Raw genomic sequence first — 24,745 nt, 5'->3', positions numbered from 1 at the left:
TATTTAATTATTTATATTTAATTTTTTGGCTGTTAAAATGAAATTTGGGTATTGAAAATCGAAGATTCAAATATTTCTAAAATAACTAAATTTATATACTATAACAAATTAAAATAACATTTAGTTACTAAAATTAATTTTTATAATAGAGGTGATTATTTGGCATTTAAAGATTATTTCAAATTTAACAAAGATAAAACAACATTCATTTTTGTAGGTGGAAAAGGGGGTGTTGGAAAAACTTCAATTTCATCAGCTACTGCTTTATGGTTGGCTGAACAGGGTAAAAAAACATTAATTGTATCAACAGACCCTGCACATTCTCTTTCAGATTCTTTGGAAGTACCAATAGGACATTATCCTAAAGAAATTAAAACCAACTTGTATGCTGTTGAAATAGATCCAGATGAAGCAATGGCAGAAAAACAAACGGCACTTGAAGCTCAAAAGGATTCTGCTTCTGGAGATGCTCTTGGCGGTCTTGATTTCTTAACCGACCAAATGGATTTAGCATCTTCCTCTCCGGGAGCCGATGAAGTTGCTGCATTTGAAGTATTCCTATCAGTAATGACTTCTAATGAATATGATGTTGTAGTATTCGACACTGCTCCGACAGGACACACATTAAGATTATTGTCCTTCCCTGAAGTCATGGATTCATGGGTAGGTAAAGCGATGATGGCAAAGGCTAAATTAGGATCTGTTGCAAATTCATTAAAAAATATCATGCCTTTCATGGATGCAGTTGATGATCCGCAAACTGCTGAAGATTTAAAAAGAACGAAAGAACAAATCGATGAAGCTAAAAAAGTATTGGCTGATCCTGACAGAACAACCTTTAAGATGGTTGTAATCCCTGAAGAAATGTCTATTTATGAGTCAGAAAGGGCACTTGAAGCACTGGAAAAAAATGACATGATTGTAGACAGTGTTATTGTTAATCAGGTGATGCCTGATATTTGTGATTGTGACTTCTGCCACTCAAGGCATAAATTGCAGCAAAAACGTTTGGCTTTAATTGATCAAAAATTCGCAGATCAACATATAGCTGAAGTTCCTTTATTTAAAGATGAAGTCAAAGGTCAAGAAAAACTTTTAAACTTAGCTCACATTCTTTACGATGATAAAGATAATGATGAAGTAGTTCAAGAAGCCATTCAACTTTAAAAATATAATAAGTTAAAATTTTTCAATTTTAACTTTAAAAACTTTTTTTTAATCTTTATTCTTAAACCAATATGCAATTTCTGCAATAATGAACAGTAATAATGTTACTGAGAAGAATATGCTAAATGCCTGTCCTGTAACCATATCATATATGAATGCTATAATCAGCAGAATTAACAATATTCTAATGACTATTGGCTGATTTGACCAATTTTTTTTTAGTTGATCCCAATCCATTATATTATCTCCAGTATTTTTGTGGAACATTGAAGGGGTCCCATGTTTCTTCTGTAAAATATTGATAAGTCTCATTCCTGCTTAATGTTCTAACGTTTCCATTACTTATATATTTCACATCATCCCTATTCAATGAGTTATCTTTATTTATTGGGACTTCCAGATAATCCATGCTTCCATCGTCATGAGGAATATTATAGATTTTAACATTTTGCAGATATCCTGGTCGAGTAAATGTGAAATGGTCATATGCATTGTGTCGGTCTTTATCGTCAACAAAATTATCGGAAATATATACTCCAATACTTTGCATACCTAATGCTGTTCCCAAAACTGTCAATCCAACAGTTAAACTACCTCCTATTATGGCTCCAATAATGCCTTTTCCCATTAGGGCTGCTTTTAACGCAGTGGATGTTATCGGATGTATATTGTCTCCTATATAATTCAATATATCATTTCCCCAAAATATTCCATTATTAACAAATTTCAAAAGTTCTTTCGCCATACTATCGATGCTGCATAATCCGCAGTCTCGAGTTATTGTTATCCCTTTGTATGTAAAACCATCTTGTATTGATAATGGAGTTACCAAACCTGTTTTCAAATCGACTATAAAACTGGAGTTTTCGCTTTCATCACTAATAATTGCTGTATTATTATAATAAACGATAGTTGCTTTGTATGAAGCTAGTGAATTAAAGACATCATCAAAGACGCTTGTTATTTTAGCATCAGCATCTTTTGCTATCGGCATTAATGATGCTTGTTCGATTTTAGATAACATGATGGAGTTGACAAAACGGAATTTAATAATGTCGCTTTCGTTATATCCAGTAATGAATCTTCCCATATCTGGGGTTAAAATGTGCTGGTATGTTTCTTTCCAGTTCATTCCCCCAAGAATAACTGTATTGTTTGTTCTAGACCATTTTAATCCATTATCTTTTGTCAAGTTGTCAGACAATTTATCGCTTAGGTATGCAGTATTCAGGGATGTTAAAAACATTGCATATATGCTTTTCATTCCGACGCTTGTTTTATAATCATTTTCTTTATTTATCCACTCTTCGACTATATTATTGGTAATTTTCTTATTGATTATTGCAAAGGAGTGCAGGACATCAAAATCCTGTTTATATTTCATGCTTAATCCGTAGGTTATTAGTTCTGATTTTTCAAATTCAATGCAGTTGTTTGAATTAAATTTGGTAGTGATATTTTCTTCACTCAAATAGCCCGAGATTTTTCTTCCAAAATAATTAAATGTAACTGGTTCTTTCGTATTTGCAAATCTAATTTTGCCGGTATCGTCACCTAATATTTCTAAGTAGCTTTTTTGATTAATATAATATGTCGTTGTTCCATAATGTATTGATAATGTATGTTTCAGTCCTGTTTCATCAAATCCCATACTTTGGAATTTAATTTTTGCCTTGCTTTCTCCGTTTTGAATATAATTGATGATTTCGCTTTTGTCGATTGATTTGTCAATATATGCTCCAAACTGTTCAATATTGTCAGTGCAATTATTTCTGTAAATAAAATTCACATAATCCGATGTCCTATATAGGATTATTCCGTATCCGGTTAATTTTTCATAGGAATAACTATGCTGCATTTGGCTGTTGTCAAAAGGCAATAGATAATATTCATTTCCAAGATATTCGGCATTATATTCCGGCATATATGCTGTTGAAAAGAAATAATGTTTATATCCTATTTGAATTTCAAGCAATAATTCTTTTTCCATTCTAATAATGCCGTCTATGCCACTTTTTATTGTATGTGCACTTGAATAAACATAAGGAAATGTAACGTTCACATAACTTGGAATTTTTATTTCATATGTGAATTCAGTATTTTTTATTGCTTCTTTTTCCCTTTGCTGATTAATTTTAATGCTGTTTGATATGTAAAGTCCATTATTTTCAGAAGTTATGACGTATTCTCCTGGCTGAAGATTTATATTTAAACTTGCTTTCCCGTTTTCATTTGTAGTTCTTGTATAAAATACACCATTCAGGTTAAAAGTTACTTTTTCATATGCATTGGGTTTGCCGCTTCCATCAACCACATGAACTATAAATTTAGTGCCGTCGCGATATTCCATTTCTATGTTGCTGGCTGTTAATGTAGGCAATATCTTAATATTATTTGAAACCATGCATCCCTCATAGTTTGCTGTTATGATATAATTTCCAGGATTCAAATTCAGATTGAGACTTGCAACTCCCAAATCATTTGTTTGTCTATGGTAAAATACTCCATTTATATTGAACTCAACATCATGGCATCGCCCCGTAATCGTGCCGTTTTTCTCAAGTATGGTTACAGTGTATTTTGTTCCGTTTCTGTAATATTTGATAATATCATTATTGTTTGTAATTGTGGGGAGTACTGTGATGTTATTACTGGTCATTTCTCCAGTTATTCTATTAATTGCTGTTATAATATATTTTCCTTGCTCTAAATTTATATTTAGTTTAGCTATTCCACTTTCGTTTGTTGTTCTTGTATAAAAAACACCATTAATATTGAATGTCACATCTGTGTTTTTCAAATCTTCACCTGTGCTTTTTAGAAATTTGGCATAATATTGGGTAGAATTTCTATAGATTTTCACCACATCGTCTGAATAGATTGTGCTTTTTATATTAACAGTATTTTTTACAGATATTCCATTTGCGGTCGTAGTAACATTGTATTTCCCGCTATTTAAGTTAAGAGCAATTGATGCTTCACCATTTTCATTAGTTTGGCGTTGATAACTTACATTATTCATTCCAAATGTTAATTGAGTATTATTTAGCGGATTTTCATTCATATCTCGAATTTCAGCCCTAAATCGAGTTCCATCTTTATAAAACATTTCTACATCCTGAGTTTCAATATGGATGTTTTCCTGTGATTCGCTTTGCAGCGGTATCGTTTCATTTTCTAATTCTGTTGCTGAAGCAGCTCCAATTAAAAAAATAGTTAAGAAAATGAAAATTATTATGCTTATTTTTCTAATCATAGTATCAACCATCCGTTAATTTTTCTAATAAATTAACACTTAAACTATGATTAAAATTTTATAAATGTTTTGATTTAAAATATAAAAGATAAATATTATTTAAAATGAATTTTGGACATTAATTTTTCTTTTCTATTATCATAATGCACATATAGGTAAATTCACTTGTCGCAATATTTTTCAGTGATGTTGAGACAATTTTTTCGTCAGGATATGAAAGTCTCTCACAGACTGTAACTTGGCGGTCTGCACTGACTCCATTATCAAGTAAAAACTGTGCCATATCCTTGACTTTTCTTGAAGGGAGGGCAATGGTTACTTTTCCATTATCAATGACTTCTAATATGTCTTCAATATTTTCTCTGCCATGGAATGTCATGACATTGGCATTGTCCCACTGGATATGCCTTCTGGCGGCTGCAAGCTGAAGTGAGCTGATTCCAGGAATTACTTCAATGTCTTCTTTTGGAAATCCTTTTTCCTTTGAAATTCTCAAAACAGTATTTAAAACACCAGAAAAACCAGGATCACCTGTTGATAAAATGGCAACACTATTTCCATCTACTGCTAAATCAACACCTTCTTCCAATTTGCCAACTAAATCTTTAACATTAAATGCTATGGTATTTTTAACATCACTAAATAAATCAATGGCACGGGTACTTCCTACTGTATAATCGCAGTTTTTCACACATTCAACTGCTTTTAAAGTTAGATATTCTTCTGCACCGGGTCCAATTCCAATGATAAATATTTTTCCACTCATATTAATCCTCAATTTCTAGTGTTTTTTACATATTTAACTTTTTTAAATAATTAAATATATTAATGTTACCCCATAGTTACAAAAACAATTTAATTGATGTTGACAATAAGATTAAATAATGGTGATTGCATTGAATCAGAATCAACAAATAGACTTTCTTTTGAGTTATCTAATCGATGAGAGTGATGAATTAATTTGTATTCCTTCTGATATTGGTGATAAAAAGAATTTGCTTCGTTCATTAATGAATGTAAGACCGGCCAAACCAATCAGTGAAGAATTTCTTAAAGTTCAGGATGAATATTTAACAAATGAGACATTATCAAGGAATTTGGTTTCAGCTGATGATATTGAAGAATCAAAAGGCAAATTAATGCTGTGGCAGGGCGATATCGTGGAACTAAAAGTTGATGCAATTGTTAATGCAGCTAATTCTCAATTATTGGGCTGTTTTATTCCGTTGCATAATTGTATTGACAATATTATCCACTCAGCCAGTGGTGTTCAATTAAGACTGGAATGTAACAAGATAATGAAAGCTCAAGGTAAATCTGAAGATGTTGGCGGGGCTAAAATTACAAAAGGATATAATTTAGCTTCAAAATATGTAATTCACACTGTTGGTCCAGCTATTCCTTCTGGTTCAAAACCAACAGATTTGGATTGTAAAAAACTTGCAAGTTGTTATAATTCCTGTTTGGAGCTGGCCAGTTCATATAATCTAAAATCAATTGCATTTTGCAGTATTTCAACAGGAGTTTTTAATTTTCCTAAAAAAGAAGCAGCAGAAATCGCAATTAGGACAGTTAATGACTACCTGAACTCTAAAGAAACTTCTTTGGAGCATATAATTTTCAATGTCTTTAGTGATGATGCATATTTAATTTATAATGAATTATTGTTTGGTGATTAAATGGACCGTTTTGTTCAAAGACTTGACAGAGCTAAAGAAGCTATTGATGATGGGGATTTTATTGTAATTGGTGCGGGTGCAGGATTATCGGCAGCTGCAGGAATTGAATATTCTGGCAAACGTTTTACAGATAATTTTCAGGAATTCATTAAGAAGTATTCTATGACGGATATGTACTCCTCAGGTTTCTATCCTTTTAAAACTTCAGAAGAAAAATGGGCATACTGGGCAAAGCATATTATTCTTAATAGATTTCAGGTTGGAAAAACTGATTTATATCAAAAATTATTGAAATTGGTTGAAAATAAAGATTATTTTGTCATTACAACAAATGTGGAACATCAATTTTGGATTAATGGCTTTGAAGATAAAAGGATTTTTGCAACACAGGGAGATTACGGGCTGTTGCAGTGCGGTGAAGCCTGTCATGATAAGCTGTATTATAATGAGGATTTGATTAGGGAAATGGTTGAAAGGACTGTTGACTGTAGAATTCCGCCAGATTTAATTCCAATGTGTCCGATTTGTGGAGCTGAAATGGAAACAAATCTTAGGAAGGATAATCTCTTTGTTCAGGATGAAAAATGGTATGAAGCAAACAACAGGTATGCTGATTTTTTATCTAAAATTAATGGTAATAAAGTAGTATTTTTGGAATTGGGTGTTGGTTACAATACTCCATCAATTATTAAATATCCATTTGAACAGTGGACATATGATAATGAAAATGCAACTTTAATTAGAATAAATAGAAGTTTTCCTGGTGCAATTAAAGAAAATGAATCTAAAACCATTGGTTTTGATGAAGATATGGATGAAATTTTTGATTATTGGCTTTCACGAATTTTTTAAATTTTCCAATTCTTCTTTTAAGAAATCATAAATGGATTTTGCACCTACTAACTCCCCAGGATCTTTCCAATATGAAGGATACAGAATAAATGGTCTTGTTTGGCTTCCTCCAAGACCTCCGTGGCTGCCTATCAGCTCTTCAAATGAACATATTTCTTCATTTTTTGGATTATAAAAGCTATTTACCATAATGTCCGGCATATGTTTAAACTCATTATGTCTTTTCAAGTGCATTGCTGCATTTTTTCCAAAGTTTTCCAATGGATTTTCGCCAACTATCTTATCATTATTTAAATAATAAATACCATTTGCTCCAATAACCATTGGTCCATTAGTATATGAATTAACTAAAGCAAATCCAATTCCTTCGTGTTTTACCAGTCCTGGAATTAAATTAGGGAATAAGGATATTATTTCTTCGTAATAAAGGCGTCTGTGCCATTGGGTCAAATAAATCAATCCCATATTTCCGGAGCCTAAAACAATTAATGTGGATTTTTCAGCTTTTTTAGTGGTTTGTTCTTGGCTGTCATGCTTTGTAATATAATCTAAATCGCTGTTATATCTTTTTCTAAAATTTTCATTACGTTCTAGATTAATAAAATCCGGCATTCTGTCTTTTAAATTATCTACCTTTTCGGAAAAGAAATCTGGACTTTTAATGTCATCCACTTTATCAATTATGGTTCCAATCTGCTTGTTTTCTGGAATATATGCATCTCTAAAGTGATCGGAAATCATTGTATGTTTTTCATAGGCCATCATATCATCAGGCAGTAGTCTTCTGACATAATCTGCTAAAGTAATTCCGTATTTCTGCTTGAATGTCCATCCTGTACCTTGACCATGGTCAGACAATACTACAAACTCATACTTTCTCTCAGTATTTTTTTCGGCTTTTTGAAGCCTTTTAAATTCCAGATCGATTTGCTTTAAAACATTCCACACGTCATTGTCACGAATGCCGGAATGATGCGCTACTTCATCATATCCAACATAACTTGCGTAAGCACTGTTTATTTCTCCTTTGGACATATGTCCAATCAATGTTTCTGTAGCTATTTCACGTAATAATACATTTGAGCCTGCTCTAATTGTAGCATAAAGAAGGGTTCTTTTGAGTCTTGGCTGGATATTTTGAGTATAGTGCCTTAGCTGTGACCTTAATTCGACTATTATTTCCCATAAAAACAATATAAATACTCTTTGAAACGAATATGCATCCAAAAATACAACTTCTAAAGAATTGGTATACATATTTGTAAATACTTTAAATCTTGATGATGTCAGGATAGGTTCTATGCTGTCTCCAGTAAACATATTGGTTATGCTAACTCCATTGTCACTTAAAAGACCATTTCCGTCGGATATTCTTTTTTCAATTATTGGAGCATGAGCTAACTTTCCCGAAATCATTATCTGGTTATTGTTTTCTTTTTCTACCCATCTATATGCAACAATATCTTCATTATTTCCATGTAATATGCCTGCCTGACTTGACCCTGTTTGAGAAGACAGGTCAGTTTCCCATTCTTTTAATGTATGGGTATTGCTTTCAATCCAGCTTTTAATTGTCGGCATCATGCCTTTATCCATGGCTTCCTTCAGTATGTCAATTGATAAACCATCGATTTCAAGCATTATAAGACCAGGATATGTTTTTTTATCAATAGGTTTTCTTTTTTTAACATAATCGCCAATTCTTTCTGTGTATGAATCATAATAATCAATATTTGCTATGTTTGAAAGATAAGTGGTTACAATAGCCATTGCTAAAGGAATAATAAATGATTCAATGCTGCCTGATGAAACCCCTGGAATGAAAACGGTTATTAAATAGAAAATTGCAGAATTAATTATCAATGCGCCAACGCCGAACGTCACTATCATAAATTTCATTAGAAACCTTGCCAGTATTGGCCAAAGAATGATATTTGCAATTCCAACACCAATGGTAATAATGACTGCATTAATCCAGTTTACCAAAATGAAATTTTCAAATACTAAATCCGATGCAATGATAACCAAGATATTTGAAACTGCAAATATGATAAACATTAATGTTGATTTAATTACATTTGTAATATTCATTTAGTCCTCAATTGTAATTTTTTTTCTTTTAGTTGTTTTAAGATAAAATAATGTAATTTCAGGTTTACAGTTAATTCTAAGCCAAAATGTATTTGTTCCAAGGCCTTTACTTGTGTATTGTATCATATCTCCAACTTTGTATAATCCGACAGGATATTTTAATGAATATGAGGCTCTGAATGGTGTTGTTTCAACTCCCGGGATTACAAGCTGTCCGCCGTGGGAATGGCCGGACATCTGCAAATCGAATCTTTTTGTTTTTGATGAAATTTTTGCGAAATCCGGTTCATGAACTAGTAAAATGCTTGCTCCATCTTCAGGTAATTTCTCAAGTACTTTATTTATATCGTCCGCTCCAACAGTACAGCTGTCAACGCCAGATATGTTAAGTTTTTTACCATTTTTTTCAATTGTGTAGACATCATTACTTAAATCAACGACATCTGCATTTTTCAGTATTTCTCTAATTTTTTCTGGATCATTCCAGTGGTCATGATTTCCCAATACTGCAAATTTGCCGTCTTTTGCCTTCAATTTTTTAAATGAATTTAAAAGGGCATCTTCGTATCCCTCTAATATGTAAGATACATAATCCCCGGTTAATGTAATCATGTCAGGATTTAGTTCATTGACGTAGTCGACAACGCCATCCAAATATTCTGGGCTTATCCATTGTCCTAAATGGATATCTGCCAGGTTAACTATTTTGTAATTATTGAATTCAAAGGGTAAGTCTTTAATTTTTATATCTAGGTTAACTAAATCAAATAAATTTGCTTTAAATTCTGTATCTCCTCGAGTTTGGGTTAGAAAAGTTTGAAATCCTTTTCGAATTAACATTGCAGAGGGTTTTTCGTTTACCAATTTTTTCACCTTATTGTTTAAATATAGTTCATGAAACTATTTATATTTTAAAAATTAAATAAATAATGTGATTATTATGCTTCAAATTGCAGTTACAGGAAAACCAAATGTAGGAAAATCATCTTTTTTCAATTCTGCAACTTCATCAACTGTTGAAATGGCAAATTATCCTTTTACAACTATTGATGCCAATAAAGCAGTTGCTCATGTTATTAAAGATTGTCCATGTAAAGAATTAGGAGTTACATGCAATCCCAGAAATTCATTATGTATTGATGGAAAAAGATTGCTTCCTATAGAATTAATAGATGTTGCAGGGTTAGTCCCTGGAGCACATGAAGGAAAAGGATTAGGAAATAAATTTTTAGACGATTTAATGCAGGCTAAAGTATTCATACATGTTATTGATGCATCAGGTTCAACCGATATTGAAGGTCAACCTGTGGAGGCTGGAAGCCATGACCCTCTTGAAGACATTGAATTTTTAGAGGAAGAAATAGTAATGTGGATGTATGGAATTCTATCAAGAAATTGGGTTAGGCTTATAAGAAAAGTCGGTGCTGAGCATTTGGATATATCAAAAGTATTATTTGATCAATTGTCAGGTACAGGAATAACTATTGAAGATATTATTGAAGCTAAAAGGTCAATTGAGCCAGATTATAATAAATGGGAAGAAGAAGACTTAATTGAATTAACAAGAAATATCTTAAAAATAGCAAAACCGATGATGATTGTTGCAAATAAGGCTGATTTGCCGACTTCTGAAGAGAATATCAAAAGAATTAAAGAAAAATATCCTAATGTTATTCCGGCATCTGCCGAGTCTGAAATAGCATTAGTCAGAGCTAATGAGGCTGGATTGATTAGTTATATTCCTGGTGATGACCACTTTGAAATTTTAAAGGAAGATGAATTGTCTCCAAATCAGTTAAAAGCTCTGGAATATATTCAAACTAATATTTTGGATAAATATGGAAGCACAGGTATTCAGGATGCATTAAATTATGGTATTTTCAATTTGCTTGAGAATATTGTCGTTTATCCTGTTCAGGATGAACATAAATATACCGAACAAAAAGGTAATGTATTGCCTGATGGAATTTTACTTAAAAAAGGTTCTAATCCTCGTCAATTAGCATATTTAGTTCATTCTGATATTGGTGATAAGTTTATGCATGCTGTTGATGCCAGATCCAATATGCGTGTTGCTAGTGATTATGAACTTAAAGACGGTGACATTATAAGTATTATTACCCGACAATAATACTTTCTTTTTTTATTTTTGAAAATCAAAAAACTATTTTAAGGTATCGCTCAAATCAGAAGATATGTCTGCATTGATAATGTTGGATAAAATTGACATATACATATCTTTGAAATCTTCAATCATCTTATCTGAATACTTTCTTGAATGTGTGATAAATAATGTATAGTCATCACCGTTTTGGTAAACCTGAACAAGTAACTCTGTTAAATAATCACTGAAGTTATTGAGGACATAATTCATAATTTCTTCAGAATCAATATCTCCAATACTGTCAACATCCTCTGTAAACTCATCCACAATCCAATTTGGAACAAATTGGAATAATATATTTACTTCAAAATTATATTTCTGATAAAGTAATAAAATTGGATAATAACTGTGCCTTAATACCCCATAAACAGTATCTGCAACATCATCAATATATGAATTGATACTTTGATTATTGCAGTCAATAACTACTGGCATTACATTGGATGTCATGCCTATGAAATTTTCGTCGAATCTGTCTCTTCCATTTTCAATCATTGTAAATATGACTTTATTGCCGTTTACGAATTGGGATAAAGCATAAGAAAATACACTGGTGAATAATACATTCTCACTAATTCCAGTATTCCTTAAAAATGATTTGAATGTTGTTTTATCAAATTTTAAATCATAAGATAATAATTTATATCCTTTAGCTGATGGATTATCTTCTAACAATATACCTGCATCATCAACATCTGACAGGATAGTCTGATAAAATTCACTGGCTTCATCGAATTTTTCAGTATTTTTTATTTGATGTGTGAAAGCAGATGATTTTAAAAAGGTATCATCGAAATCTATGCTGCCCCCATCAAGAAGAGTTATTAATTGACGTTTGAATATGCCTGCAGACATAGCATCAAAAATTATGTGGTGAATCATATAAAATAAGTAATATGATTCTTCAGATTCAACAATCATAAACTTAGACAGATAATTATATAAATCAAAACTTTCAGCAAAGAAATCAATTAGAATATCTTTATCAAGTTTAGATTCTACTGAAATTTGGGGTTTTTCTCCCATTACCAAATACGGATATTCTCCTTTAAATAATTTTATAGTAATTTTAAGCATTTTATAAAGGCCTTTTACATCCCTTATTCCATATTTCTTAACTATATCCATGATTTTTTTTATTCCGAATTTTTCAGCTGTTTTTATTAAATCTTTAAGCAAATCCGAATTAGAGACATCAGCATCATTTGTTTCATACATCTCACTTAAATGTGTGCTTAAAATAGGATGCATATCAAATAATTCATCTAAAGAATCCAGTATTTTTTCAAGACCATATTTCTTGGAAATAGAAATATAACCTGGTACATGGTAAGCATTCTTTTTATTATAAATATTTACATCTGCAAATACATTGATTTGTGCTGAATTCAATGGACAACCATCTTCTAAGGAATAAATGTCCAAATCAAAAGAAAATTCAGACATATTCTTTGCAATTGCCTCAGGGGTGCGGAAAGTAAAGATATCTGCCATAGTAACATCATCAGATTCAATATAATTTAACAGTTTAATTGCAGTTAATGAATCTCCACCCAAACGAACAAAATCATCATATATACCAATTTTATCCAAATTCAATGCATTTTCAAAGGCTTTAACAATTTCTTCCTCATTTTCATCCCGTGGAGCAACATAATCCTCATGCAGACTATCCATATCAATATCCGGCAAAGCGTGTTTGTCCACTTTACCATTAATATTCAAAGGAATGTTTTCCAATTTCATTACAAATGAAGGCACCATATAATCAGGTTTATGTTTACCCACATAATCACAAACCAAGTCTTTAAGATATTCTTCATCGGATTCATCAGATACTACATAAGCTATTAATTCATTGTTTTCATTTATATTGATAACCTGAACAGTTACATCATCAATTATATCCATTTCTCTTATTGCTGCTTCGACTTCTGATAGTTCTATACGGTTTCCTCTGACTTTTATTTGACTGTCACGACGACCTATAATACCATAAGTTCCATCAGGCAATAACCTCACAACATCACCAGTGCAATATAATCCACCATATTTATCATTTTCTTCAAATGGATTGTTGAAAAATGATTTATTAGTTTCTTCAGGCCTGTTCAGGTAGCCGTCAGCAAGCTGGTAACCGGATAAATATAATTCTCCAACTGCTCCAATTGGCACCCGCCTAAATTCCTTATCTAAGATATATGCTTTGGTGTTGATTAGAACATGCCCCACACTACTATAATCTATTTTATCTTTTGTATCCACACTAATTACATATACACAAGCTTCAGTAGGCCCATATCCATCCACAATTCTGTAATCTCTAATCTCATCCATTTGACCTAATTTTTCTCCAGCGGAGACAAGCACTTTCAATGAAGTTTCTTCAATCTCGCTTATGAATAACTTGGCGATTTGAGTAGTGATAAAAGAATGTGTAATATCATGTCTGATGATATGCTCATTTAATAATTTTATATTTAATTTTATGTCATCAGGAATAACATTTAGGCAAGCTCCAGAATAGATTGCTGAAAATATTGCAGCCATAGCAACATCAAAGCCTATGGAAGCAAATAAACCATAAACATCACCATGACTAATTTCCAAATCATGAACATGGAAATCGATGAAGTTGATAATTGATTTTCTGGTGATTTTAACACCTTTAGGAATACCGGTACTTCCACTTGTATACAATATGCACGCTAGATCACCATAAGAAACATTCAACTTACTTAAAGATTTAATTTCACATTTGATGATATCTGATATGTTTAAAATTATACAGTTTTCAGCCAAATCACATCCGCGCTCATAAGTCTCATCACTGACAATGACAACTTTGGATTCAGTATCATTTATCATGAATTTTATGCGTTCATCCGGAAGATTTTCATCCAATGGGACATAAACGCCCCCAATTGACATAATTCCCAAAATACAAAACATGTACAATTCACTGCGGGGAACTAAAAAGCTAATGGATTCCTGCATTTCAACTCCCAAGTCAAGCAATTTTTTGGAAATGACATCTGCAATATAAGCCCCTTCAGCATAGCTGTAGGAAACATCTTTATACGAAACCAGCTCGTTTTGAGGATATTTTAGCAAATTATCATTAAATGCATCCAAAATATCATCATAATGTAAAGAACAATCAGTCTGATTATAACCATCTAAAAGTTTAATATCATCATCAGAAATATAATTAATCTCACTTAACTTATCTACATCAAGTATTCCATGCAGAATCAGTTTATATGACTGAATGAAATGGTCAATGAACTCTTTGGAGTATTTATCACAATATATTACATTCAAATAATATTCATTGTCCTTTTTAAGGACTTCGAATGTCAAATCAGCAATTAAGTCATCCATTTTCCTTATAATACCTAATTTTTCATAAACTTCACGTACATTCCCATCATCATTTTCCATCCATTCTGGAATAAACTGGAATAAAATATTGGCATCAATGTCATATTCCTTTGCAAGTAATCTGAACGGATAATAGTTATAACTCTTGACTTCATAAATTAAAGAAGACATATATTCAATAAATGATGAAATATCCCTATCACTGCAATCTGCCAATAATGGAAGTGTATTCACATACATGCCGAAAGCATTAAAATCATCAAACCTGTCCCTGCCGTTATCTAGAATACTGAATAATGCATTGTCATTTCCTGTGAAACGGGACAATGTATAAGCAAAAACAGATGTAAACAACACATTTTCACTAATTTCTGTCTGATTTAGGAATATACTACTGTCTAAATCCAAGCCAATTTGTGCTGTACCAGGCCCATCTGCATTGATACTATCCAGCAAACCGCCTACTTCATTACTTTCAACAAGCATATTGTCGTAAAAATCACTGGCTTTAGTGAAAATTTCGGATTCTTGTATTTGTTGTGTAAATGCTGAAACCTTTAAGAAGGAATCATCAACTTCAAGGCTTTGTCCATTAAGAACAGCTAGCAAATTCTCTTTAAATACAACACAGGACCTTGCATCACAAAGGATATGGTGGAAAACGGCGTACAATTCATAAGAATCATCATTTTCAATTACTAAAAATCTGCAGAGACTCTTATGCAAATCAAAGGACCGAGTTAAAAATTCCAAAATAAAATCATCATCGACACCAGACTCGACAATAACATCAGGTTTAGAATTCCCCACCATATACGGAACATCATATTCATCACTAATACACATGTTCAAGATAGGATGGATTTCAAACATCTCATTTAATCCAGCTATTATTTCATTTAAAGAATAATCATTTGAAAATTCCATATTAATTGGAATAAGATAGGCATCTGTTTTTTCATTTACAACAATGTCCAGATAAACATTCAACTGATATTCATTTAGAGGACATCCTGAATCTATAGAATAAACATCCAAATCAAATTCAACATTATTTTTATTAATGACATCAGCAATAGCGTGAGGAGTACGTAGACTTAAAATATCGCCTGCAGAAAGATTATAATCTCCAAGAATTGTCAATAAGTTGATTGCCGTGAGCGAATCTCCCCCTAGCCGTGTGAAATCATCATAAATACTAATCTTATTCTGACCGAATACCTTTTCAAATGCGTCAACAATATCCTTTTCTACTTTGTTTCTTGGAGCCACATATTCAGCACGCAAACTGGTCAGATTGATTTCAGGCAAAGCACGCTTATCTACTTTACCATTAACATTTAAAGGAATCTCATCCAATTTGATAACATATGATGGAACCATATAATCAGGTTTATGTTCAGAAACATGATCACAAATTGAATCTTTTAACTCAATTTCATCCAAATCATTGTTTACAACAGTATAAGCAACAATTTCATTATTTTCATCATGTTTAACTGTCTGCACAGTAACGTCACTGACATATTCAATTTCACGAATTGCCGATTCTATTTCAGACAGCTCCACACGATTTCCCCTAATTTTAACCTGTGAATCATTTCTTCCAATAAACCCAACAGTTCCATCAGGCAATAAGCGTACAACATCTCCCGTTTTATACATTGTTTCATAACCCTTGATTTCGCCATCAAATGGATTATTGAAGAATACTCCTTTGTTTGCTTCAGCATTGTTCAAATACCCTTTGCTTACTTGATAACCTGAAATATATAATTCTCCTACTGCGCCAAAAGGAACTCTTTTTTGATGTGAATCCAAAACATAGATTTTTGTATTCCAGTCAGGGCCACCTACAGAAGAATTATCGATTTTATCCCTAACATTGATTGAAGTCATTGAAGAAGTCGCTTCTGTTGGACCATAGACATCAAAAAATTCATAATTTTCAGGTGGGGTTACAGCACCTAATTTTTCTCCAACTGCACATAAATTCTTGATTGAGGTATTGTCAATACTTTGGATGAATAATTTTGAAACCTGAGTGGTGATAATAGTATGGGTTACTCCATACCTGATGAAATATTCATTTAATTTTCTAATATTAAATTTAATATCATTTGGAACCCAAATAACAGACCCCCCAATTAAAAGAGCAGCATAATGTTGTAAAGAAACATCAAAACCGACAGATGCAAAAATACCATAAACATCATCGGATGTGAATTCAGAATTGTATGCGTAGAATGAAACCATGTTGGCAATTGAATGTCTGCCCACTTGCACTGCTTTTGGATTTCCAGTAGTGCCTGAAGTAAATAAAATACATGCCACATCATTATCCGTTGGATTATGATAAGTTAAGCTATTTAACTTCCTCACATCCTCAGTTAAGGATGAAACATTAATGACTATTGGGGTCGAATCCAATTCTTCAATGAGTTCATCTACACGATTTTGGAAATGATTTGTAGTAATGATTGCTTTTGACTGGGAATTTTCAACCATATATTTCATACGATTAACAGGATGGTTTTCATCAATTGGAACATATGAAGCACCAACAGATAAAACAGCAAGATTGGAGAATAATATCCAATGATTACGCTCAACAAATACACTTACTTTATCATTTACTCCAATACCATTATCATTTAGTAATTTTTGAATTTTATCAACCAAGAAAGCTGTTTCAGCATAAGTATATGAAATGTCATCGCCCAAAACAAGAGGATTGTTAGGATATTTGGATAAATTGTCATTGAAAGCATCCAAAACATCATCATATTTCAAATCATGCTCAGTACCATTAATTTCATTTAAAAGAATCAAATCATCATTAGAAAGATAATTAATATCAGACAGAATATCATATTCTAATAATCCTCTTAAAATTTCATTAAATGCATTTAAAAAGCGGATAATTGTATCATTTGAATATTTGCTGCATGATTCTACATTAACAAGATAACCATCATCCAAATTATTAACCACACATAAAAAGTCGGAAACCAAATCAGTACCTACATCATCAATAATTAATTCCTTACCAACACCGGAAACATCATTCAAATCCGAATTATACTCAAAGGACACATCATTATTTAAATCAAATTCATGCGCAAGTAAACGGAACGGATAAACACTATATTTCATGGAATCTAAAATCAAATCAGAAACATCAGACAGATACTCGATAACAGATGTTTTTTCACAATCAACAATAATTGGGATAGTACGAACAAACATGCCTAAAGCATCTTGAGTATAATCTTCATGACGACCATTCTCAGTAAAATTATAATAAACCTTATTCATGCCAGTGAACCGAGAATAAGTATATGCGAAAACAGCATTGAAGAAATTGCTTACTGTAATTCCATGATTACGGCAAAAAATCTCAACATTCTCACGAATATCATGAATGGGAAGTCGAATAGCATTATCAACACCACCAATATCCTCCAATAAATTACTGGTTTCATCAATATCGGAAAGATTATTCCTATAGAATTCATATGCTTCATCATAGATACTTTCAAATTGGGAATTAAATGAATCACGACTAGCATAAACAAAACCTAAATCGACATCATCATCCAATTTACCTTCTAAAGCCAAAACTAATTCCTTATTGATGATAGTACGGCTAGTAGCATCATTAATAATATGATGCATGTCGTAAAATATAAACTGGCCATCATCATTTTTTATAATATAGAAACTAGCTAAAGATTCATTCAAATTAAACGGTTTAATTAATTCAGAATAATCATCAGACATTATTTTTTCGATTGATGGATAACTGTCACAAACAAGTAAAGGCACATCACCCTCAACAACACGACTCATTAAAACAGGGTGCTTATCAATTAATCGATGAATTGCATTTTCAATCTCACCAACAGAGCTATCTTTAGGACATTCAAGTATTCCTGGTGTAGAATATGCTGTACCCATCTCATTAACCTTTTCATCTAGATAAATACCTAATTGGGATTCAGACAGACAACAAGAAACAACATTTGAATCATAATCTCCAATATATTCCAATTCATATCTTATATTTTCAATAAATTCACTAAATTTATCTCCCAAATAAGTACCATTAGCATACTCCCCGTTAATAAAATAATGATTATCAACACGAGAAACATTAAGACTAATACCAAATGAAACATGGTCCGAATCATCTAATTCAAATTCGCCCCATTTAAATAATTCCAGATTAATAGATTTAAATAATTCATTTTCAAATGAAAACTCGCCGCTTAAGAAATTAAAAGTAACTGGACAATGTTTATATTCCAATTCATTAGTTGTATAAATTAAAGATTCATAATTCAAACCTAAATAATCAACGCCTTTAAATGCTTCTTTAATACTATAAACATCACCCATCAATGAAACAACATCATAATTATTATTTGTATCGACAGAAACAGGGAATTGACTAGTAAACCAACCAACAGTTCCACTCACATCAGCTAAACTTTCATCACGACCATAAGACTCACGATTAAAAATAACTGTCTGATTATAAGTCTTTTTATATGCGCGGGCAATACATAAAGCCAAATACTCCTCTTCAGATACCATCAACAAATTATCCACATCAAATCTCGCATCGACATTAAAATTAAATCTTTTAGATTCGCCCCTAATAAGAGAATCATCTAACAGATTATTAATTGCGGTCCAATGCTGTTTTTCCACATCGGAAATATCTCCAACTAACGATTTAACATCCATGACCCAATTTTTATAAGGATATGGTCTTGAAAGATTAATTTCACCATTATCTTTAATCTGGTTTATAATGTAAGTCAAATCATCAATTAGAATACTCCAGCTGATACCGTCAATAATTAAATGATGAATAACGAAAACAACATAAGATTCACTGCCATGACGGATTAAGCTGATTTTAATCAAATTACTACCAATGTCAAGTGATTTTTTAGATTCATTAATGATATTTTTAATTGTTTTGTTTAAATCATCGGCCACATATTCTTTAATTTCACAAACATGACTATCCAATGGTAAAACTTCTTGAATAACATTATCATTGTCATATTTGTATGTTGACCTTAGCATGTCATGAACATTGGTTAACTCATCAAAAGCACTTTGTAAAGTATCCAAATCCAGATTATCTTTAGATTTTAGGACAAATTCCTGTGTGAATTCATTGCTGTTGATTTGATCAAAGAAATAACTTTGTATAGGTAATAAATCCACTTCACCTACTGTTGCATCATATGATTTTTTAGAGATCTTTTCAACATTTTGTGCAATTAAATAAGGAGTTTTATAATTTAATATATCCCTAGCACTACAGGAAAGGCCATCTTTTTCAAGCAATGAAATAAGACGAATAGCAATAATAGAATCTCCACCCATACGAATAAAGTCATCATTTAATCCAATGTCTTTTTGATTAAATACAACTTCAAATGCAGCGACAATTTGTTCTTCAGTTTCATTAGTCGGGGCAACATACTCCACAGCTAAAGAACTGATATCAACTTCAGGCAGAGCATGTTTATCTACTTTACCATTAACATTCAATGGAATTTTATCCAAAGCAATTACATATGAAGGCACCATATAATCCGGTTTTCGAGTATGTACATATTCACAAATAACATCTGCCAATTCTTTACCTTCCAATTCACCAGATACAACAACATAGGAAACCAGTTCATTATTTCCGTTATTATCAACAGTTTGAACAGTAACATCCTCTACAATATCACAATTTCTGATTACTGATTCCACTTCAGTAAGCTCTACACGGTTTCCTCTGATTTTAACCTGACTGTCCTGACGGCCGACAATAGCTAGAGTATTATCCGGAAGCATTCTTACCATATCGCCCGTACGATACATTATGCCGCCATCAAAAGGATTATCAACAAATGATTTTGCATTTTCCTCTTCACGGTTCAAATACCCGTCCGCTATCTGATAACCCGCTAAATATAATTCTCCAACAGCACCACAAGGTACATGTCTGCCTTCCTCATCCAGAACATATGCTTTGGAGTTGCAATTTAAGATACCTATTGAAGAGTCATCAATCTTTTTAGAGATATCTATTGAAGTTATAAACGCAAATGCTTCTGTAGGACCATAATCATCCATCACAACATAATCATCCGGACTTTCAAATTCACCCAATTTCTCTCCACCCACTGATAAAACCTTCAATGAAGTATTATTTGCACTCTGCATGAACAGTTTACTTACCTGAGTAGTTATGAATACATGTCCCACATTATTTTTGATTAAATATTCATTTAACTTATTCATATCGTATTTAATATCTTCAGGTATGATTACTAATTGGGCACCAGAATATAAGACTTTAAATATTGATTTATATCCTGCATCAAAACCTATTGATGTATATAATGCGTAAACATCTTCTTCGGTTAAATTTTGAGCATCAGTATAATGGGCAGATAAGTTAAGAACAGCTTTTCTAGTAATTTTAACACCTTTAGGAATACCTGTAGTACCACTAGTATAAAGAATTCCTGCCAAATCACCATGAACAAAAGGTAAATATGATAAAGTACCAATATCGCCTTCAAGAATGCGAGATACATTTAAAATAGTTATATCATCAGACAAATCGCATAAACTGGCCTCATTATCATCATCAACAATAATCACTTTTGAATTGGAGTCTTTTATCATGAATTCTTTTCTTTCTTCCGGAAGGTTATTGTCTATAGGAACAGGAACAGCACCAATAGATAAAATTGATAAAATATTGAATAAATAGCTTTCAGAACGTTCACATACAAATGCAACACAATCATTAACCTTAATTTCAGATTGCTTTAATAATTTTGCAATCTCATATGAGATAAAAGCACTTTCAGCATGACTATAAACATTATTATCCATAGACACTAGAGGACTATCAGGATATTGGGCCAAATTATCATTAAAAGCATCCAAAACATCATCATAAACCAGACCATATTCTGTATCATTATAACTATCCAAAAGATTTATATCCTCATCGCCAATGTAATTGATCTCTTCGAGTTTGCAAACATTGAGCATTTCCTGTAAAATTAACATGTATGTTTTAGTAAAAGTCTCAATGAAAGTGTTTGAGAATTTATCTGAGTATAAAATTCTGATTCCTAACTTATCATCTTCAACATCAAAAATATAGAATGATAAATCACCTTCAGGGTCATGTTCTAAATCATTTACACAATATCCATATTCATCTTTATCCAGTAAAGTGGAAAACAGATTATGGGCATATTGGAATGAAATGTCAAAATTCAAGTCAAATTCATTAGCCAATAAACGGAAAGGATACATGTCATACTTCATAACAGTATTTACCAAACCACTGGAATATTCTAAAAAGGAATCAACAGCTTGATTTTTGCAATCTATGATAATAGGTAATGTTTTGACAAACATTCCCACTGATTGGAAAAGGTCAATGTTACCCCTACCGTCTTCAAGAATATGGAAAAGAACTTTGGAAGAACCTGTAAATCTGGATAATGTATATGCAAAAACACTTGAAAAAAATTGATTACGGGTAATGGAATGATCTCGTAAAAAACCATTCAGTTCATTTCCATCAATATCAAACGTATTTATATAATTAAATTCCGCATCACCACCAATGCTAGGCATTAATTCCTGAACTTCATCCCTATCAGCCAGCATATTGGTCATGAAAGTTTTAGCCTCATCCATATAATCTGAAGGGAGATCTTCCTCAAATGAAATTTGTCTTAAAATTCCATCATCAACAAAATCAACATTTTTACCATCTAATATAGAATATAAATCATTTAACAGAATATTGATGGATGAACCGTCGAAAATCACATGATGAATATCCATGCATAACTTGGTAGAATCCTCTTCAACCATTATTAAAAATCTGGATAAGCATTTTTCCAAATCAAATGGTCTTACAAAAGATTGAATATCATTTAAATATTTTTCTTGGATTTCCGGTTTTGCATCGAAAATGCATGACGGCATTTCGTCTTTTCCAATTATTATTCTTCCTTTTAAAATAGGGTGCACATCAAGCAATTTAATTAAAGCATTTCTGATTTGGTCGGCAGAATATTTTTTATTAAATTCGATTATAAACGGATTGTTATATTTTGTTCCCATATCGTGAGTCATTTCATCCAAATAAACATTTAATTGAGATTCTAACAATGGACATCCTTCATCAAAAGTATATTTAACCTCATTAATACATGATGTGCCTTTAAAATTAGATTTGATATAATCACTAATATTATTCGGTGTTGAAAGTTCAATTATCTCCTGTGAGGAAATGCTTGCATAAAATTTTTTTCTTAATAAAATTTGTAAATTCATTGCAGATAATGAATTTCCACCCAATTCAACAAAATTATCATCAACTAAAACCAAATCAGCATCTAGAACCTCTTTAAATGCATCAACAACACCGGCCAGCACCTCATCTTCAATATCCATCTCGGAGTTTACTTTGGACATCTTTTTCAATCTTACCTTGTCTATTTTACCGTTCATGTTTAGAGGAATCTCTTCCAATTCCATGAACAGTGATGGAAGCATATAACTTGGCAATTCATCCATTATCTTCCCCTTAATAAAATCAATATCTATTTCAGCATTTGTTGTGTAATATAAAGCAAGAGTGTCATTTTCCACATCCAAATAAACATTTTCAATTTCAGGAATGCCATTAACAATATTTAGAATTTCACTAGATTCAATACGAAATCCTCTAACAGACAACTGGTCGTCTTCACGACCAATGATTTCAATATCCCCATCAAAATTATAAAAACCAATATCGCCTGTACGATACATTATTTTATTTTTTTCACTGTCACAGTAAGGATTATCTACAAAAACTTCATTTGTCAATTCAGAGTTATTGTAATATCCAGGACTTATATAATCACTTGAAACACAAATCTCACCGGGAACACCAATAGGCATCTGATTGGCATATTCATCTAAAATATAGACATTCGTATTAGTAACCGGCCTGCCAATAGGCAAATTATCATCTTCGATGTCTTTAAAATCATAAACTTTGGTAATTCCAAATATAATTTCAGTTGTACCATAAAAATTTATTAAACGAGTGTTTCTTTCCCTTTTGCTTAACTCTTTTAATTTTCCTCCAGCCAAAACAAGATAATCCAATTTTATATCACCACTTTCCAAAATCGGAACAGCAAGGGCCGGAGGTAAAAACAGACTGTTCATAGGATTCTCTTTAAGAATTTTCATCAATGATAAAATGTCTTTCTGCTCATTCTCATTGAATATCCTGCAGCCGCCGCCAAAAAGAAACGCAAGAAAAATCACATAAGATGCAATAAAACTAAAACTCAAATAACAGCCAATAATCTCACCATAAGAAAAAGAAAAAATATTTTTAAAGGACTCGAATAATCCTGTCGCTTGATGATTGGTGACTTTTACTCCTTTAGGAAGACCAGTGGTGCCTGATGTAAACATGATGGAAAATAAATTCTCACCAGTAGCCATTATCTCAAAATCAACTTCACCATCAGAATTTAAATCTTCAATACAAATCGTATTCAAATTAAAATCAAATTTGCCTGCAATATCTTTATCAGTGATAATGCATTCTGCTTCAGAAATATCCAACATATGTTCAATACGCTTGGCAGGATATATTGGATCTATTGGAATGAAAACCGCCCCTATCTTATTTAAGGCCAAAACCAATTCAGGATAATGATAATTACGACGCAATATCAGACCAACATGACTGTTTAAAGAAATATTGTAATTTTTAAATAAGTCATTTGCAATGGAATTACTGGATTTTTCAAGCTCACCATAGCTAACCTGATTTACACCATCATCAACAGCAATTGCATCGGGATTTTCAAGTGCATGCTGACGGAAATATCTGGCAATCAATAAATCTTCATCAACATCCGCATCTTCTCCTTTGCAGAAATTGGAAAGTAATTTTTTTTCGTTATCCGAAAGAATGTTGACCTCATTTAAGAGATAATCTGGAAACTCAATAACATTATTAATCATGGATTTGATATTATCTGCCATGTGCTGAATGTAAATATCTGAGAATAAATCTGCATTATAAACAAT

10 protein-coding genes are annotated in these 24,745 nt (G+C 32.0%); 4 read left to right on the top strand and 6 right to left on the bottom strand.

Annotated elements, in window-relative coordinates; genetic code table 11:
- The first annotated feature begins 159 nt into the window (after positions 1-159).
- Positions 160-1,167, top strand: coding sequence for an ArsA family ATPase (locus ACKI3Q_RS03965; protein WP_407414480.1), 1,008 nt, complete (start codon positions 160-162; stop codon positions 1,165-1,167).
- A gap of 48 nt (positions 1,168-1,215) precedes the next feature.
- Here the strand turns inward: ACKI3Q_RS03965 and ACKI3Q_RS03960 are convergent, their stop codons facing one another.
- The 3 genes from ACKI3Q_RS03960 to ACKI3Q_RS03950 form a co-directional block, all read right to left on the bottom strand.
- Positions 1,216-1,404 (bottom strand): hypothetical protein, encoded by a 189-nt coding sequence (locus ACKI3Q_RS03960; RefSeq protein ID WP_407414478.1) that lies wholly within the window; start codon positions 1,402-1,404, stop codon positions 1,216-1,218.
- Positions 1,405-1,408: 4 nt separating this feature from the next.
- Complete coding sequence (locus ACKI3Q_RS03955; protein WP_407414476.1) at positions 1,409-4,423, bottom strand: adhesin; 3,015 nt, start codon at positions 4,421-4,423, stop codon at positions 1,409-1,411.
- Positions 4,424-4,541: 118 nt separating this feature from the next.
- Positions 4,542-5,189 carry a cobalt-precorrin-7 (C(5))-methyltransferase gene (locus tag ACKI3Q_RS03950; protein WP_407414475.1) on the bottom strand — a complete coding sequence of 216 codons (648 nt, stop codon included), beginning with the start codon at positions 5,187-5,189 and terminating at the stop codon, positions 4,542-4,544.
- Positions 5,190-5,310: 121 nt separating this feature from the next.
- Here ACKI3Q_RS03950 and ACKI3Q_RS03945 point away from each other — a divergent pair, with 121 nt between their 5' ends.
- Complete coding sequence (locus ACKI3Q_RS03945) at positions 5,311-6,102, top strand: protein-ADP-ribose hydrolase (protein WP_407414482.1); 792 nt, start codon at positions 5,311-5,313, stop codon at positions 6,100-6,102.
- Positions 6,103-6,954: a Sir2 silent information regulator family NAD-dependent deacetylase gene (locus ACKI3Q_RS03940; protein WP_407414473.1), complete on the top strand. Its 852-nt coding sequence runs from the start codon at positions 6,103-6,105 to the stop codon at positions 6,952-6,954.
- Here the strand turns inward: ACKI3Q_RS03940 and ACKI3Q_RS03935 are convergent.
- Positions 6,940-9,045: an alkaline phosphatase family protein gene (locus tag ACKI3Q_RS03935; protein ID WP_407414471.1), complete on the bottom strand. Its 2,106-nt coding sequence runs from the start codon at positions 9,043-9,045 to the stop codon at positions 6,940-6,942. The two genes, ACKI3Q_RS03940 and ACKI3Q_RS03935, sit on opposite strands and share 15 nt — an antisense overlap.
- On the bottom strand, positions 9,046-9,909 hold the full coding sequence (locus tag ACKI3Q_RS03930; RefSeq protein ID WP_407414469.1) for a metallophosphoesterase: 864 nt from the start codon (positions 9,907-9,909) through the stop codon (positions 9,046-9,048).
- Positions 9,910-9,985: 76 nt separating this feature from the next.
- Between ACKI3Q_RS03930 and ACKI3Q_RS03925 the strand changes: the two genes are divergently transcribed.
- Positions 9,986-11,176: a redox-regulated ATPase YchF gene (locus ACKI3Q_RS03925; RefSeq protein ID WP_407414467.1), complete on the top strand. Its 1,191-nt coding sequence runs from the start codon at positions 9,986-9,988 to the stop codon at positions 11,174-11,176.
- A gap of 33 nt (positions 11,177-11,209) precedes the next feature.
- Here ACKI3Q_RS03925 and dltA read toward each other — a convergent pair whose 3' ends face one another.
- The gene (gene dltA / locus ACKI3Q_RS03920; RefSeq protein ID WP_407414465.1) at positions 11,210-24,700 is read right to left on the bottom strand and encodes a D-alanine--poly(phosphoribitol) ligase subunit DltA; all 13,491 of its coding nucleotides are present in this window, start codon (positions 24,698-24,700) and stop codon (positions 11,210-11,212) included.
- Positions 24,701-24,745: the final 45 nt, after the last annotated feature.

Source organism: Methanobrevibacter sp. (assembly GCF_045636185.1).
Lineage (GTDB): Archaea > Methanobacteriota > Methanobacteria > Methanobacteriales > Methanobacteriaceae > Methanocatella.
The sequence above is the reverse complement of the archived record's forward strand: the minus strand, read 5'-3'. Positions and strand labels throughout refer to the sequence as shown.